General features: G+C 33.1%; 17 protein-coding genes and 2 pseudogenes. 15 read left to right on the forward strand and 4 right to left on the reverse strand.

Annotated elements, in window-relative coordinates:
* Positions 1 to 57 precede the first annotated feature (57 nt).
* Positions 58 to 333 carry an HU family DNA-binding protein gene (locus tag CP367_RS02105; RefSeq protein ID WP_005720183.1) on the forward strand — a complete coding sequence of 92 codons (276 nt, stop codon included), beginning with the start codon at positions 58 to 60 and terminating at the stop codon, positions 331 to 333.
* Positions 334 to 413: 80 nt separating this feature from the next.
* Complete coding sequence (locus CP367_RS02110; RefSeq protein WP_023488845.1) at positions 414 to 1,661, forward strand: lipopolysaccharide assembly protein LapB; 1,248 nt, start codon at positions 414 to 416, stop codon at positions 1,659 to 1,661.
* A gap of 40 nt (positions 1,662 to 1,701) precedes the next feature.
* On the opposite strand, the gene cls is transcribed toward CP367_RS02110, so the two are convergent.
* Together cls and CP367_RS02120 are read right to left on the reverse strand one after the other, a co-directional pair.
* Positions 1,702 to 3,192, reverse strand: coding sequence for a cardiolipin synthase (gene cls / locus CP367_RS02115; protein WP_013086291.1), 1,491 nt, complete (start codon positions 3,190 to 3,192; stop codon positions 1,702 to 1,704).
* 161 nt (positions 3,193 to 3,353) lie between these two features.
* Positions 3,354 to 4,932 (reverse strand): annotated as a pseudogene (locus CP367_RS02120) (ATP-binding cassette domain-containing protein).
* Positions 4,933 to 5,070: 138 nt separating this feature from the next.
* Between CP367_RS02120 and CP367_RS02125 the strand changes: the two are divergent.
* A complete protein-coding gene (locus CP367_RS02125; RefSeq protein WP_013086293.1) occupies positions 5,071 to 5,406 on the forward strand; it encodes a hypothetical protein in 336 nt (111 codons plus the stop codon).
* Between the two features lie 52 nt (positions 5,407 to 5,458).
* Here CP367_RS02125 and CP367_RS02130 read toward each other — a convergent pair whose 3' ends face one another.
* Together CP367_RS02130 and CP367_RS02135 are read right to left on the reverse strand one after the other, a co-directional pair.
* Positions 5,459 to 5,998, reverse strand: coding sequence for a GNAT family N-acetyltransferase (locus CP367_RS02130; RefSeq protein WP_013086294.1), 540 nt, complete (start codon positions 5,996 to 5,998; stop codon positions 5,459 to 5,461).
* 3 nt (positions 5,999 to 6,001) lie between these two features.
* The gene (locus tag CP367_RS02135) at positions 6,002 to 6,460 is read right to left on the reverse strand and encodes a hypothetical protein (RefSeq protein ID WP_013086295.1); all 459 of its coding nucleotides are present in this window, start codon (positions 6,458 to 6,460) and stop codon (positions 6,002 to 6,004) included.
* A gap of 157 nt (positions 6,461 to 6,617) precedes the next feature.
* On the opposite strand from CP367_RS02135, the gene CP367_RS02140 reads away from it, so the two are divergent.
* From CP367_RS02140 to CP367_RS02195, 12 genes and pseudogenes are all read left to right on the forward strand, one after another.
* Positions 6,618 to 7,427, forward strand: a complete 810-nt coding sequence (locus tag CP367_RS02140) for a DUF2785 domain-containing protein (RefSeq protein ID WP_089145903.1) — start codon at positions 6,618 to 6,620, stop codon at positions 7,425 to 7,427.
* Positions 7,428 to 7,438: 11 nt separating this feature from the next.
* On the forward strand, positions 7,439 to 7,741 hold the full coding sequence (locus tag CP367_RS02145; RefSeq protein ID WP_060462172.1) for a MazG-like family protein: 303 nt from the start codon (positions 7,439 to 7,441) through the stop codon (positions 7,739 to 7,741).
* Positions 7,734 to 8,090, forward strand: coding sequence for a DUF6176 family protein (locus tag CP367_RS02150; protein WP_089145934.1), 357 nt, complete (start codon positions 7,734 to 7,736; stop codon positions 8,088 to 8,090). Before CP367_RS02145 ends, CP367_RS02150 begins: the two co-directional genes overlap by 8 nt.
* The gene (locus tag CP367_RS02155; RefSeq protein WP_089145902.1) at positions 8,091 to 8,297 is read left to right on the forward strand and encodes a DUF3923 family protein; all 207 of its coding nucleotides are present in this window, start codon (positions 8,091 to 8,093) and stop codon (positions 8,295 to 8,297) included.
* A 12-nt stretch (positions 8,298 to 8,309) separates the two neighbouring features.
* The gene (locus CP367_RS02160) at positions 8,310 to 9,098 is read left to right on the forward strand and encodes a tyrosine-protein phosphatase (RefSeq protein WP_061204678.1); all 789 of its coding nucleotides are present in this window, start codon (positions 8,310 to 8,312) and stop codon (positions 9,096 to 9,098) included.
* Between the two features lie 113 nt (positions 9,099 to 9,211).
* Positions 9,212 to 10,035 (forward strand): annotated as a pseudogene (locus CP367_RS02165) (glutaminase).
* Positions 10,036 to 10,084: 49 nt separating this feature from the next.
* Complete coding sequence (locus CP367_RS02170) at positions 10,085 to 11,467, forward strand: fibronectin type III domain-containing protein (protein WP_089143609.1); 1,383 nt, start codon at positions 10,085 to 10,087, stop codon at positions 11,465 to 11,467.
* A gap of 255 nt (positions 11,468 to 11,722) precedes the next feature.
* Positions 11,723 to 12,244 carry a GNAT family N-acetyltransferase gene (locus CP367_RS02175; RefSeq protein WP_089145900.1) on the forward strand — a complete coding sequence of 174 codons (522 nt, stop codon included), beginning with the start codon at positions 11,723 to 11,725 and terminating at the stop codon, positions 12,242 to 12,244.
* Positions 12,245 to 12,293: 49 nt separating this feature from the next.
* On the forward strand, positions 12,294 to 12,911 hold the full coding sequence (locus CP367_RS02180; RefSeq protein WP_089145421.1) for an NUDIX hydrolase: 618 nt from the start codon (positions 12,294 to 12,296) through the stop codon (positions 12,909 to 12,911).
* A gap of 27 nt (positions 12,912 to 12,938) precedes the next feature.
* Entirely contained in the window at positions 12,939 to 13,403 is a 465-nt protein-coding gene (locus CP367_RS02185) for an MFS transporter (RefSeq protein WP_089145899.1), read from the forward strand.
* Positions 13,333 to 14,022, forward strand: coding sequence for an MFS transporter (locus CP367_RS02190; protein WP_233187502.1), 690 nt, complete (start codon positions 13,333 to 13,335; stop codon positions 14,020 to 14,022). The genes CP367_RS02185 and CP367_RS02190 overlap by 71 nt, the downstream gene beginning before the upstream one ends.
* Before the next feature lie 75 nt (positions 14,023 to 14,097).
* The gene (locus CP367_RS02195) at positions 14,098 to 14,493 is read left to right on the forward strand and encodes a cytidine deaminase (protein WP_057726934.1); all 396 of its coding nucleotides are present in this window, start codon (positions 14,098 to 14,100) and stop codon (positions 14,491 to 14,493) included.
* Positions 14,494 to 14,604 lie beyond the last annotated feature (111 nt).

The raw sequence follows: 14,604 nt of genomic DNA on the forward strand, positions 1-14,604 counted from the left end.
CTTAAACAAAGAAAAATTTTTTGAACATTAGGTTCAAATTCAGGAGGTGAATTATTCATGGCAAATAAGGCTGAATTAGTTTCAGAAGTTGCTTCAAAAACTAAGTTAACTAAGAAGCAAGTTGCAAATACTGTTGATGCTATCCTTGATTCAATTCAAGAAAACCTTGCTAAGGGTGAAAAGGTACAATTAATCGGTTTTGGTACTTTTGAAGTACGTCACCGTGCTGCTCGTAAGGGCCGTAACCCACAAACTGGTGATGAAATCGAAATCCCAGCTAGTGAAGTACCTGCATTTAAGCCAGGTAAAGCTCTTAAGGATGCCGTTAAGTAATAGCTTAACTAATGTGATAGGACGTTGGACTTTGTTCCGGCGTCTTTTTTTAGTACAATGGTAACTTGATTGGAGGTATTATGAGTTATTCTGAACAATTACTAGATGCAATTCAAAATCATGATTTTTCACAAAACAAACACCTTTTAAAAGAAGCTTTAGATAATGATGATCCCGAGGTCTTGTCATCTTTAGCAGAAAACCTAACTGGCTTAGGTTTTACAGATTTAGCAAAAGAAATATATCGAGCTTTAATAGCTAAATTTCCTAAAGAAGATTTATTTAAAGTTTACTTGGCAGAGATTATGTTAAATGATGGCGATGATGACGATGGTCTGTCGCTTTTATATAATGTCCCTGAGAGCTCTTCAGCTTATTTGGATAGTCTATTAGTACAAGCTGATTATTACCAAACTAACGGCTTAATAGAAACAGCTAAGGACAAATTAATACGAGCACTACAATTAGCTCCAGAAGAAGATGCTATTAAATTTGGTTTAGCAGAGATTGAATATTTAAGTGGTAATTATGAACAAGCACTTGAGTTATATCAAGATTTAATCAAACGTCAAAGTACTTTTAGTGAAGTAAATCTGTACCAAAGATTATTTGCGACTTTTGCCAAATTAGGTAATTATGAAGAAGCTGCCAAAGTTATTCGTGAACATGCAAATAGTATTTTAGATATTGATTCTAAGTATGAAGCAGGATTAGTTCTCTTATCTGTAGGTGATGATAAGCAGGCAATTAAGTTCTTAGATGAAGTGATTGAGCAAAGTCCTGACTATGTAAATGCGTATCCATTATTAGCACAAGCTTATGATCATCAGCATGACAATGAACAAGTATTGAGGACTGCTCAAGCAGGATTAGCGTACAATGAATTGGATGAAACACTTTATTCAATGGGAGCACGTGCAGCAGCTAATTTGAATGAATTGGATACAGCTCGTGACTTACTTGAAAAGGGGTTAAAAGTAGCGCCAGACAATAGTGATTTACGTATGCAGCTATCTAACCTATATGTTCATGAACACCAGGCTAAGGAGAATATTGCCTTATTTAGTAACTTGGATGAGGAAAGCGTGGAGCCACAGGCACATTGGAATATGGCATTATCATATGAGGATTTGGATGATATTCAGAAAGCACAGAGCGAATTTTTACTAGCTTATCCGGATTTCAAGGATAATCCAGACTTTTTGCGCCAAATGATAATCTTTTTCAATGTACAAAATAATGATGAAATAACAAAACAACTGCTAGAAAGATATCTTAAGTTAGCTCCAGAAGATGATGAAATGCAGGATCTTTATAATAATCTGTAAAAAAATACCACGAAGTTTTTGCTTCGTGGTTTTATTATTTCTAAAAAATAGGTGCCAACAGACGTGAAAAGTATTGTTTAAACTTAAGCCATTTAGATTGCTGATTAAAGTATTCATTAGTTAGAAGACTGCAACTAGCTAGGTCCTTTTCAAAAATTTGTTTAAGTTCTTGAGTTAATTGAAGATTGTAATTAAAAGCGTTAACCTCGAAGTTTAAGGTATAACTTCTGAAGTCTTGATTGGCTGAACCAACAGATGAGATATTGGAGCCAGAAACCATTGTTTTGGCATGGATGAAGCCATCATTATATTTGTAAATTTTAACGCCATGAGCAACTAAATATTTTGCATAATATTCGGTAGCTCGGTAAACAAAGGGATGATCTGGCATGCAAGGGATCATGATGCGTACATCAACACCGCTATTAGCAGCAATAATTAATGCTTCTAAAATGGATTCTTCAGGAATTAAATAGGGTGTTTGAATATAGATATAGTTTTTAGCCCCAGCAATGATGCCCTCATATCCTCGGCGAATGCCATAATGTTGGTTATCGGGACCTGAAGAAACGATTTGCATTGCTACGTTATCATCGTTGTCAAGATCTTTACGTTCGACAGTAAAAGCATGTAATTCGCTTAGATCAAATTTAGGTAATGCAGTTCGTCTGATAGAAGTATTCCAATCCATGGCAAAGCGTGTCTCCATTAGGATAGGTGATTGACCCACAACACGTAAATGTGTATCGCGCCAATGACCAAATTTTTTAGATTGATTAACGTACTGATCACCGATGTTAAAGCCACCAATATAGCCAATATGATGGTCGATTACGATTAATTTGCGGTGTAAATGATAATTTAGTCGTGGTGTAGTAAACCAATGCTTTTTAGAAGTAGAAATGAAAGGCTGTGCTTCGCCACCAAGCTCTCTTAAATGATTAAAAAAAGCAGGTTTAGTACCACGTGAGCCAGAGACATCATAAATAACTCTGACTTTTACTCCTTTAGCAGAAGCCTCTTCTAAGGCCCGTAAGACACGCTTTCCTAGATTATCATTATAAAAAGTGTAGAACTCTAAACTAATCGATGTTTTAGCTTGCTTAAGATCAGCAATTATTTGGTCAAACAACTCGGGTCCACTGGTGAAAACCTTAACTTTATTGGCAAAAGTTAAAATAGCATCATCGTTGTTTAAATTTAGCTCTGATAACATGCGGGCACGTGGTTTGCGCTCTTTTTCGGGTAAAAGATCATGTTCTGCCAACATAGCTTTTTGTTTTTTGAGATAACGATTACGCGTCTCTTTTTGAGCACTTTGAATAGCAAAAATTTCGTCATGTGAAAGTTGACGCCCAAAGAAAAGATATAGAATAAAGCCAATGCCGGGCAAAATAGTTAATACTAACATCCAAGCCCAAGTAGAAACAACGCTACGATGACTGCGAAAAACAGTCCAGACTGCAAAGGCGATATTGATAATCCATAAAATCTCGATTGTTCTGCGAATAATATCCCAGGTTAAAATCATAAAAACTCCTCTTATTTTTTGTTTATTGCAAATGTAATTTTAACAGTAAACTAAAGAAAAAACTATCTTTGTAGTTAAACAATAATATAAATTATGTAAAGTAATACTGATAATAAAAAATGACATTGACGATGATTTGCAGTCAATGTCATTTTTAAATTTTAGTTGTCTAAGTTAATAATTCGATCAAACATTGCTCTTTCTTGTTTGGAAATTTTATGAGCAACTTCAATTACTGCAAAATTAGGGTTTTCTAGTAGAGTTTTGTGAATTTGCAAAGATAAATCATTATCTAAAGCACTTGTAGCTTCGTCTGCTAGTAAAACTGGACGTTTTGCTAGCAGACGAAGCTATTTCAACTCTTTGAATTTGACCACCGGATAGATTATTACCATTTTGACCAATTTGATAATCGAGGCCTTTCTCCTTAACAAGCTCTGCTAATCCAGCTGATTTAATTGCATTTTGTAACTCATTGTTGGAATATTTTTGGCCCAGAGTTAAATTGAAGAGAAGACTGCGATCAAACATGAATGGTTTTTGATTGATGTAGCCAAAGTGTTCATGAGATTTTTGCCAATTGCCGGTTAAATTGTTTTGGTCAATGATAATTGAACCAGTACTTGGAGTTAATTGCCCAGCTAAAAGCTTTAAGAGGGTAGTTTTGCCAAAACCACTTGGTGCCATCAGTAGTATTTTTTCACCAGCTTTAACGTTAAAGTTAACCTTGTTTAAAATGTTTTTATTGTTTACTGAGTATGATAAGTCTTTAACTTTTAATTCATTAAAAGTAGAAGCTGATTCAGTTGAAGTAGGAGATCCTTTAAACTTAAGAGCTTGTTCGACTTTATCCCAAATTGGTTTAGTTGAGCGAATTTGATTGAGCTGGTCAAAAATCATTGTAATTGGATTAATGAAGTCATTTGAAAGCTGAACAATCATTACTAAAGTACCAGCACCAATTTGCCCATTGAACATCAAAATTGCACCGATTAGGAATGGAATGATAAAGCTGAAAATATCAGCAATGGTAATAATTAATGTAGAAATCGCACTTTGGGTGTAGTTTAATGCTCTCAAGGCATCTTCCATTTCTTTTGCCCGATTAATTACATAAGAAACAACGGAAATCTGTGCGTCATATAGCATAGCAGTTTTTGATTCGTTAATAGCATCAACAGTAGCTTGAGTATATTCAGCGTTTTGCTTTTCCCAGACAGCGGATTTGTTTTGAATATCTTTAATGAAAATTTTTTGGATAAATCCCGGGATGACCGTAGCAATAACGAAGATTATTGTTAGAAGCCAAGAATTGATTAAACCGACAAAAATTGAGATTGTAAAAGCAGCAAATTCGGAAATAATCATTAATTCATTTGTAATTTTAAGTGTTTCAATTTGCTTTAGGTCATTGGTCATTAAATTTAGACCATCTTTTTGCGAGTCATTTTGTTGAGCAATTAAATAAGTAATAGTTTTCTCTTTTAACTTCAAGTTAATATCACGCGTAATATCGGAGCGCAAGTATCTATAAGCAAAGTTGAGAAACATGATAATGATTAGTGATGCTGCTCCTAATGCAGCGATAAAAATTAATTGCTTTAATGAGCCACGATGATATTGGGCGCTATTAAGCATGATCTTCGTGACATAAGCGATAACGACATTACCACAAGCACTTATGCAGGCTAAAAAGACATAAAGTGCTAGCTTCTTTTTGTTAGCAAACTTCAGTGACATAAATATACCTTTCTAGACCCCATCAAAGTGACTTATTTTAAGTCGTTTCTTCTTTGATGAAAATAATATAGCATATTTTGTTGAAAATTAAAATAGTATTAGATATTATTTTAATAAAAAGATTTAGAGGGGATGCTTATGCAAGAAAGTATGATGCCGTTTATTAATATCTCACCATTATTTATTGCAATTGTTATTGGCTTTGCAGTTTCATTTAATGAAAATATTTCTATAAGGGTACCGGCTATTATAGTTGCTACTGCCACAATTATTAGTTTTCTTTTACCAATTTTTAATCTAAGATCTTGGGTTACTTATCCAGTAATTATCTCTGAAAGCGCGATGTTTGTTCTGACTGCAATAATATTGAGTAAGAAGATGAAGCGGTGGTTAGCCTGGATTTTGGGATTGATTGCAGGATTTGTTTGGGCAATTGTACTGCTTATTTTGCTAGGAATGACTTTTAATATTTGATACAAATTGAAATAAGGATGATAACTGGCAGTAAATTGTCAAGATATCATCCTTATTTGTTTTTGCATTTTTCCCACTCAGATCTTAAAACGCCATATTTTACGCTGTCATAATAAAAGCCTTGAAAATAGCGAACTCTGCGAATTTGAGCTTCTTTTTTTAGCCCAATTTTTTCAGCTAAATGCATCATTCTTGGATTGCCGCTCCAGGTTGTTAAACCAATGTGTTCTAAATCAGGATATTCAGAAAATATATCAGTAATCCATTTTTCTAAAGCTCTTGTTCCAAGGCCACCATGCCAATAATTGGGATTATAAATAACTATTCCAATTTCAAGCCAAAGTGTTGTTTTATCAATCCAATTTTTCGACACCATACCTATTGCTTGCCCATTACTAATAATGGCTTTGCATGATTTACTCAGTAGATAGGTAGAAATGGGACTTTCTTTAAAGTCAGAAAAAGACTGATAGGGAATGTAATCGTTAAAATATGGCGCATTCCATTTAGTCCATTCTGGATTGTTTGCTTTGAATCCATCTTTCCAAATATCTTTTAAGTATGAAGAGTTAAAATTTTCCAGATTTAGCATTATTTAATCCTCTCTTTTGTCTGGTTGCTTTCCAGATTTGCAAATATAAAAAATCTCAATCACAAAGCTTAATAGCCAAATTAAAGTTAAAGTGCCAGCAATTGCAAATAGAACATATGAAAATTGTGGATTTTCTTTTAGTTGACTGGAAGCATAAACCATTAAAATCATGCCACACCAAAAAGTAATATTTTCTATTATAGTCATCGTTTTTACTTTGGCATTTTGCTCAAGACGAACTGTTTCTGCATCATTACCATCATCTTGGTTATCATTAGGACCCTTTATTAATTGTTTTAGATATATTGATGAACTAAAAAGTAAGAAAAGGATCAATAAAACATTCCAAAAAAGACCTTTATAGATATGTTCATGAATTTGTAAATATGACGCAAAACTTAGTAAAGCAACACAGCTGATGGATGCGATAAGTGCAAGAGTGTATTTGATTTTCTTTTTCATTTGCTCATCTCCATTTGTTTATTGAAAAGCTATAAAATTATGGTACATTAATAATAAATAAGATTTTTATTAATGTAAATAGGAATATATGAAAACTTTGTTTTAATCATAAATAGTTTAGTGTTGCACAAGGTACAATAAGAATTAAGGTGAGCAAATGGATTTAAAAATCTTAAAACAAAAATTGAATAATTCTAACGCTCAATATTTAGATGAAGAAGTAAATTGGCTTTTAGAAAATATTGGCAATTCTAAAAGTGAAATTCGAGATGACTTAGTATGCAATAGCTTGGGTGCTGGCTTTTTCGAAGAAAAATTTACCAATAAGCAAGTTTTATTTTTGATAAATCAACTTGAAGAAAGAAATCTTTTATTCTATAGAATTCAAGAAAATGGGGAAGCTACATTAACAAGGTCTTTTACGTGCTTGTTGTGGGATTTAATTATTCGAACAAATAATGATAAAAAATCTCAGTATTATCAAATCTTAGATAAGAATAAAGAAAAGCAGATTTTTAAAAACTTAATTCATTATTTAGCCAATGAGCATGATTTTACTGGCTTTTCCAAGGAATATGGTTGGGTTCATGCAGTTGCGCATTGTTCGGACGCACTGGCAGATAGTATACTATGTGATGATTTTGATCAAAGAATGGTAGCCGATTTTTTATTAGCGACTAAAGAAATGTTGAATAAGGTTGATGGACGTTTTATTGACGGGGAAGAATATCGTTTAGCCGATGTTTTTGTAAATGGATTTAAAGCACATAAGATAAATTCAGATATTTTTGTTAATTGGATAAAATCATTTGCTTTTAATCCTTATTCAGATGAATTGTTAGAATACTATCGATTTAATAATTTGAAGTCATTATTGCAAGATATATATGTAAAATTAAATTCTATTTCACTGCTTAATCCTAATGTAAAAGAAATAGTAGAGAAAAAATTTAATAGTGAATATTGAGGATTGAAACTATGATTATTGATACCAAGAAACTTCAAAAAGCCGTTATTGAGAACAAGAAAAAACATAATTTTAATACCACTGATGTTAAGTTTGAACTGCTATTATTGTATGGTGAAGTAAATGAACTGTTTCAAGCTTGGCTAAAAGAAGATCAAGAAAACATCGATGAAGAACTTGCTGATATAGCTATTTTTCTGTTAGGAATTTCTGAAATGCTTGGCAGTGATCTAGGAGAAGATATTGTTAAGAAAATGGCGATTAATGCAAAGCGAAAATACATTAATGGAAAGAAGATAATCAATGATGACTAAGGTAGAATTAACGCGTTTTAGAATTAAAAAAGGAAAAGAAGAAAAAGCACAAGAATGGATGGATTTTTTGAGTGATCATCACACTGATACTGTGGCCACAATGGCTGGTGAAAAGATGTACGTGGAAAGTGTCTTTAAGGAGAAAAATCCAGATGGATATACATATTTTTACTGGTATTCAGTTCAAGGAGAAGGCGGAAATGCCGTTGAAGAGTCAGAAAGTTATATCGATAAGAAACATCTTGAATATTGGGACGAATGTATCGATATGGAGTATAAGCCAGTTGATATGGAATTGGAAGAGAGTCTGGTTGCACCGGCTGTTGAAAAAGTTATAAAGGAAAAATAAATGAAAGCATGGAAAATTAGTGGCAGTATTGTATTGATCTTATTTATAGTGATTAGTATATTTCTTTGCGTTAGAAAAGTTGACGGAGCAGGTGTAGTACAAACACCTGAAATGAGAAATATTACTTTAATTATCTGGGGAGTATTTGGATTAATCATTTTAATCTGTTATCTAATTTGGCTGGCAGTTTTAAAGCATAGCAAATAGCAGAGGAACAATATGTACTCAAATCTATTACCAATCACAACAGCCATTAATCCGCGTGAACTAGGTGGATTAACTGGTCTTAATAATCGTAAAATACAGATGCATCGTCTGCTTAGAACAGGCGATCTTAGTAAAATGTCGCTAAAAGACAGGCAACTTCTAAAGGATTACGGTGTTGTTAAAATTATTGACCTACGTTCAAAATCAGAAAGCATTTCTCATCCTGATCCTCAAATTGATGGCATTCAAAATATTTCTCTGCCTCTTTCCAGTGAAGAAGGAACATTAGGGGGAGAAAATAACTTAAAACAAGAAGCAAAGTCATATAATGAAAATCCACATGCTGCATTTAAAATGATGTGTGATCATTATAGAGATCATGTTATTGCAGCACATGATCAAGAAACTGTTCGTCAAGTATTGAAAATATTGTCTGAAACTGAAAAAGGAGCAGTTATTTTTCACTGTACTGAAGGAAAAGATCGGACAGGCTTTGTTGCCTTATTTGTTTTATATATTTTAGGCGTTGACTTAGAAGTAATACGACAGGATTATCTGGCATCAAATGAAATTTTGACTGAATATCGCGCAGCTAGGGATAAGGAATTCCAAGAAGCTGGTAAAGGTTTAACCTTTAGAGCTAATATGCGGGTTTTAAGTTCAGCGTCGGATTCACTTTTTGACACAATTCTTTTGACTATTGAGAAAGAGTATGGAGATTTTGAAACCTATGTGAGGGATGTTTTAAATGTGACTTCTGAATTAGAAGATAAATTACGCGAACTTTATTTAGAGAAATAATGTCATGGAATTAAAATTTAGACAAGTTTGAAGATTAAATATTGAACGTGAGGCAGATTCTTATGGAGAAATCTGTCTTTTTTGTAAAATAAGAATGAAAGGGGATGCAGAGTATGACTGATTTAGCAAACTTAGTAACTAAAAATTTACCGCAAGTAGTGAATGGTCATGTTGCAACGTATATTCCGGCATTGGCGGAAGTAGAACCAGAACAACTTGGAATAGCAATTTATAATTTGGACGATGGAAAAATTTCAGTAGCTGGTGATAGTGAAACTTACTTTGCAATTGAAAGCATCTCCAAAGTCATTACATTACTTTATTCAATTGAAACTTTGGTTTTAGATTTTGTTAACTCTGGTGCTATTTTAATGACTTCAGTAATTAAGGATACTGAAGATAAAAGTGCATTTGAACAAATTCTTAATTTTACTAGAGAAATTTGTAATGATCCCCAAATCAAATTGAATGAAGAGATCTTTAAGTCTGAACAAAAGACAGGCGATATGAATCGATCTTTAGCTTATTACATGAAAGCTAAGGAAATTTTGAAAGCCGATGTTGAAGAAAGTTTAACTACTTACTTCAAACAATGTTCAATGATGGTAACGGCACGTAGCTTAGCTAATTTTGGTGCTGTTTTAGCCAATGATGGAATTAAGCCATGGGACAATGAGCGAATCGTTTCAAGTACTACCGCGACTTTTACTAAGTCTTTAATGATGACAACAGGCTTGTATAATGCATCAGGAATATATTCAGCTAAAATTGGTATTCCTACTAAGAGTGGTGTTGGAGTGGGCTCGTTTCTTCAGTACCTAATAAGGCTGGGATTGGCATTTTTAGTCCACCACTTGATGAAGTTGGTAATAGTATTGCCGGCTTAAGTCTGCTCGAGGATGTAAGCAAAGAATATAGGTGGGATATTTTTAGTTAGGGTATAAAATCAATAAAGCATTATAATAGCTTATGAAAGGACAACAATTATGAAAATTAATAAATATCTGATTGCAACTTCATTGGCAGGAGCATTTGTACTATTTTTAAATACAAATTCTTCTACTGTTCAAGCTGCTACGATCCAAATTCCGACTCAAGGCACAAGTTATGTACGCAAAGGCAACACTTATAAGCTTCATTTAAAAGAAGCTGGTAGAGTAACAGTTAATACAAATGCCAAGATCAGAATCTACAATAGTATTGATTGGGAGGCCATTCCTTATTCAACCGATAAGAAAAATACTAAAGAGTATTATCTTAGATCCGGAAATTACAAAGTAGTTGCTAAGAATCCGGGATCAAGAAAAATTAGAATTAGTTATACTAAATTGACTAAACTTAGAAAACAGTTAGATGATTATCCAATTTACCGCACTACAAACAGCTATACTTATAGTCCTGAAATTTCATTAGGACAAAAGGTAAAGGGATTTTCTGACATGTTTAGTAGCTATAAAAATAGCACGTATCATAGTTACACATTAAAAGTTGATAAGTCACAAAAATTAACTATGGGCATGAACTCGATGCCGGTTTATTACAATGGTCATAGAACAATCATTACTATGCAAAGTAAGAATGGCTTTAGTTATTACCTGCCATCTTCAATGTTCAATGGTAGACAAGATAATAAAAAGATAACTTGGTATGTCGCAAAAGGTGAGTACAAATTAAACATTCAAACTCGTGGTTTATTTAATTTCAAAATAACAGGTGAAAATACTGACCAAGTACCAGTCAAAAATGAAGTTACAAAGTTGACACCAGTAAAAGACGGATTGCAAGTTGATTTTACTAAGTCTGAAGGTGCGACTGAATATGTCATCTATATAAATAGTGGCAGTGGCTATATTCCTGCTGCTGTGCCAAGAATTAAAGCAAGTGAATCATTAAGCACGGTAATTCCATCTAAGAGCCTTGTTAATGGTAAGACATATCAAGTCGCTGTTTTACCTATCAATCGTGCGAACGGATTTGATATTAATGGTGAACTTTCTGATGCAAAGACGATCGATTATCATGCTGTAACGGATAATAAGAATGTGCCAGATAAAATCCCAGTTGATGTCAGCTATTATGATGATAATGGTAGTGATGAACCATACATCGATATTAAATGGCCGGTTAATAAAAATATTAGTAGTTATGAAGTTCAATATCGCTTAAAAGGTCAGAGTGAATGGCAAAGTTTCTTATCATCATCAAGTAATGGTGATGAAATTACATCCAGCTCTGATAAAAATAGTATTTGCTATTTCGAAAAAGGTAAGACATATGAGATACGTGTCCGTGGCCTCAACAGTAATATAGTTGGTCCATGGTCTGATATAAAGACAGTAACGGTAAACGTAACACCAGCTGGTAATTAAGTATAATTATTTTTGGCTATGAAAAATTTGTGGCTAATAGGCAGAGATTTTAGAGGTCTCTGCTTATTTTTTGGCCAATTTTATTAGTTGGTATAAAGAAAATCATTTAATTTAAGAATATGCTGGAGAAACCAGGGAGAAATACTATCTCCTTGTTTTTTTTGTGTGAAAATATTATAAATATCCTCTTGAAATATTAAATATATTTAAGTAATATTTAATACAACATATTTTGGAGGAAAGGAGATACTTAAAATGTGTCATACTGCTTTTGTTTTACATAAATTTCTAACTAAAAATAAAGAAATCGAATTAGTTCTTCCAGAGACTTGGCAAGCAAAAGACTTATTTGATCAACTTCAAAAAAATCTTACTGAGTTTTCTAAATGGTTAGTTTGGGCCAACAAAATTGATTCTGTTCAAAAAGAAGCCGATTCAATTAAAATGTTTCAACAAAAAATGGTTGATGGTACAGCATTCAACCTAGTTATTTTAGTTGATGGACAGCCAGCTGGCATGATTGACTTACATAATTTGAATCATGAATCTGGCGAAGTAGGATATTGGCTTTCTAATGATTTTCAACATTTAGGAATTATGACTGAATCTGTCGAATTTCTTAAGAAATACGCATTTGAACAGTTGAAGCTTGATTATTTGATTTTAAGAACTCATCCTAAGAATTTCGCTAGTCAGAATGTAGCAAAAAGAAGTAGTTTCGTGTATTTAAAAGATGATGAAAATGAGCATAAGGTGTTTGTGCTAAGGAATGATTAATGTGAAAAAATAAGAAAGAATTTTGGTTTTGAATTTGGAGAAATAGGTTATGAAAAATGACAAACTTATTGATTGGGCAAAGCGACTTCAAAGTTTGGCGCAAGCCGGCTTAACGTATGGAAAAGATAATTTTGACTTAGAGCGGTATCAAGAAATTCGCGATATTTCAGCGGAAATGATGGCAGAAAAATCTGGTTTGTCAATTGAAAAGGTGAAAGAGCTTTTCTGCAACGAAGTTGGTTATCAAACACCTAAGCTTGGAACTCGGGCAGCAATCTTTAAGGATGAGAAAATTCTGCTCGTTCAGGAAAATGATGGTACTTGGTCAATTCCAGGCGGTTGGTGTGAAGTGAATCTTTCTGTTAAGGAAAATGTGATCAAAGAAATAAAGGAAGAAGCCGGAATTGACATTGCTGTTGAGAAATTAATTGCGATTCATGATAGTAATAAGCATTATAAGGGAATGTATCCTTATGGAATTACAACGGTATTTTTCTTATGTAAACCAACAGGTGGTAGTTTCACAGAAAATGATGAAACAATTGCTAGTGGATATTTTGCATTGGATAATTTGCCTGAATTAAGTGAAGACAAGGGATCAAAAGAGCAAGTAGAGATGTGCTTTAAGGCATATCGTAATCCTAACTGGCAAGCGGAATTTGAATAGGAATTATTAATATAGGAGTTGATGATCATGAGGTTAAAGAGTGTAAGTTTTAAAATTGCAATTTTATTTTTAGTTTTTACAGCAGTTTTTACACTTTTCCGATCATCAATGTCAGGAATTTTTTCATTATTTTATGCTAAAAATGGAATCCCGGATGCAAATATTGGTTCAATAAAATCTTTTCAAAATATCGGTATTATGTTTGGACTCCTTCCAGCTGGATATTTGGCAGATAAAATTGGAAGATTGAAAGTTTTAGCTTTATCATCTTTAGTTATTGCCACGAGTTTTTTCATTCTAATTCTATTTAGAAACTTCTTTTTCTTTTCAATGGCAGAGCTTTTATATGGTATTGGCTTAGCACTTAATTCAGGTACTTTACTTGCCTATGTAACTGACTTACAGGAGCAAACTAATGGGGATGCAAGTAATTATTTTGAATTTAACCACATTAATCGGTGGAAATATTGGTACTTGGCTATTTGGAATTAAAGATACTGCACCGATATGGTTCGCAATGCTTGGACTTGCGTTATATCCAGCCCTTATTTGGTTTATGATAAGTATCCTATCCTTTTCAGATAATAGAGCTTCTAATAAAAAACAAGTTGAATGTAGCGCTAAAAATATTGTTAGTTTTTTTAGGAAAAGAAACTTCTGGATATTACTGTTGCTGAATGTAGGCTATGATTGTGGAACGCAATTTATCCTTATCTATTGGTCAATTATTTATGTTGAAAAATTAGGTTTTAATCTTTCACTGGTTTACACGTTATTTATGTGTGCATTAATTCTAGGATCAGTTTTATTTAGTAAAATTTCTACTTCTGTTAATTCAAAGAATCTTACTTTATTGAATACTGTGTGCATGATTGGTGCATTTGTATTAAGTGGAACTCTAGAAAATAAATATATACTGTTTTGTCTTTTTCTATTAATTGAACTATTGATGGGAATGATGTCGGGACAAATTTCAGCTACTAGTAATGAGGCTATTTATGGAAAAAGCAATAAGTCAACTATGCTTTCGACTATTTCATTTATTGCAGAGATCTTGGTTAGTGTTTCATTGTTCATAAGTAATAGCATTATGAAAGTATTTGAAAATTAAATGTGATGTTCTTTGTATCAGCAATATATTTTGGAATTGTTTTATTAACCATACCATTAATAAAGGAGAACAAAGATGTTAGACAAAACATGGCAAAAAATGTATCAAAAAGCTAAAGCAGTTCAAGGATTTCGTGAAATATCAAGCCATATGGAAGCTGGTGGAGTTGCAGCTGCAGTCTTATCTGATTCAGGTAGAACCTATACCGGGGTTTGTGTTGATACTGCGAGTACTTTAGGAGTATGCGCTGAACGCAATGCACTTTTTAATATGGTTACTAATGGTGAGTCAAATATCACACGCGTATTGGCAATTATGCCAGATGGTAAAACTGGTGCACCATGCGGAGCCTGCCGTGAATTTATGGCGCAATTGATGGAGGGACACTATCAAGATGTTGAAGTAATGCTTGATTATGAAAATGAAAAAATTGTTACTCTTGGTGAATTAACTCCTGATTGGTGGTTATAGTCATGATTACAATTGAAGCATTGCATAATTTTCCAAAGATAGAGAAAAAGTGCAATTTAAGTGCAGAAATAATTAAGGTTCAGTATAAAAACTTGTGTAAACGGCTGTGAG

The organism is Lactobacillus sp. UMNPBX16, assembly GCF_002553775.1.
GTDB lineage: Bacteria > Bacillota > Bacilli > Lactobacillales > Lactobacillaceae > Lactobacillus > Lactobacillus crispatus.

Excerpts from the sequence above, each read along its gene's own strand:
- CP367_RS02105 (WP_005720183.1), top strand. The coding sequence starts at position 58 with ATGGCAAATAAGGCTGAATTAGTTTCAGAAGTTGCTTCAAAAACTAAG.
- CP367_RS02110 (WP_023488845.1), top strand. The coding sequence starts at position 414 with ATGAGTTATTCTGAACAATTACTAGATGCAATTCAAAATCATGATTTT.
- cls (WP_013086291.1), bottom strand. The coding sequence starts at position 3,192 with ATGATTTTAACCTGGGATATTATTCGCAGAACAATCGAGATTTTATGG.
- CP367_RS02125 (WP_013086293.1), top strand. The coding sequence starts at position 5,071 with ATGCAAGAAAGTATGATGCCGTTTATTAATATCTCACCATTATTTATT.
- CP367_RS02130 (WP_013086294.1), bottom strand. The coding sequence starts at position 5,998 with ATGCTAAATCTGGAAAATTTTAACTCTTCATACTTAAAAGATATTTGG.
- CP367_RS02135 (WP_013086295.1), bottom strand. The coding sequence starts at position 6,460 with ATGAAAAAGAAAATCAAATACACTCTTGCACTTATCGCATCCATCAGC.
- CP367_RS02140 (WP_089145903.1), top strand. The coding sequence starts at position 6,618 with ATGGATTTAAAAATCTTAAAACAAAAATTGAATAATTCTAACGCTCAA.
- CP367_RS02145 (WP_060462172.1), top strand. The coding sequence starts at position 7,439 with ATGATTATTGATACCAAGAAACTTCAAAAAGCCGTTATTGAGAACAAG.
- CP367_RS02150 (WP_089145934.1), top strand. The coding sequence starts at position 7,734 with ATGACTAAGGTAGAATTAACGCGTTTTAGAATTAAAAAAGGAAAAGAA.
- CP367_RS02155 (WP_089145902.1), top strand. The coding sequence starts at position 8,091 with ATGAAAGCATGGAAAATTAGTGGCAGTATTGTATTGATCTTATTTATA.
- CP367_RS02160 (WP_061204678.1), top strand. The coding sequence starts at position 8,310 with ATGTACTCAAATCTATTACCAATCACAACAGCCATTAATCCGCGTGAA.
- CP367_RS02170 (WP_089143609.1), top strand. The coding sequence starts at position 10,085 with ATGAAAATTAATAAATATCTGATTGCAACTTCATTGGCAGGAGCATTT.
- CP367_RS02175 (WP_089145900.1), top strand. The coding sequence starts at position 11,723 with ATGTGTCATACTGCTTTTGTTTTACATAAATTTCTAACTAAAAATAAA.
- CP367_RS02180 (WP_089145421.1), top strand. The coding sequence starts at position 12,294 with ATGAAAAATGACAAACTTATTGATTGGGCAAAGCGACTTCAAAGTTTG.
- CP367_RS02185 (WP_089145899.1), top strand. The coding sequence starts at position 12,939 with ATGAGGTTAAAGAGTGTAAGTTTTAAAATTGCAATTTTATTTTTAGTT.
- CP367_RS02190 (WP_233187502.1), top strand. The coding sequence starts at position 13,333 with ATGCAAGTAATTATTTTGAATTTAACCACATTAATCGGTGGAAATATT.
- CP367_RS02195 (WP_057726934.1), top strand. The coding sequence starts at position 14,098 with ATGTTAGACAAAACATGGCAAAAAATGTATCAAAAAGCTAAAGCAGTT.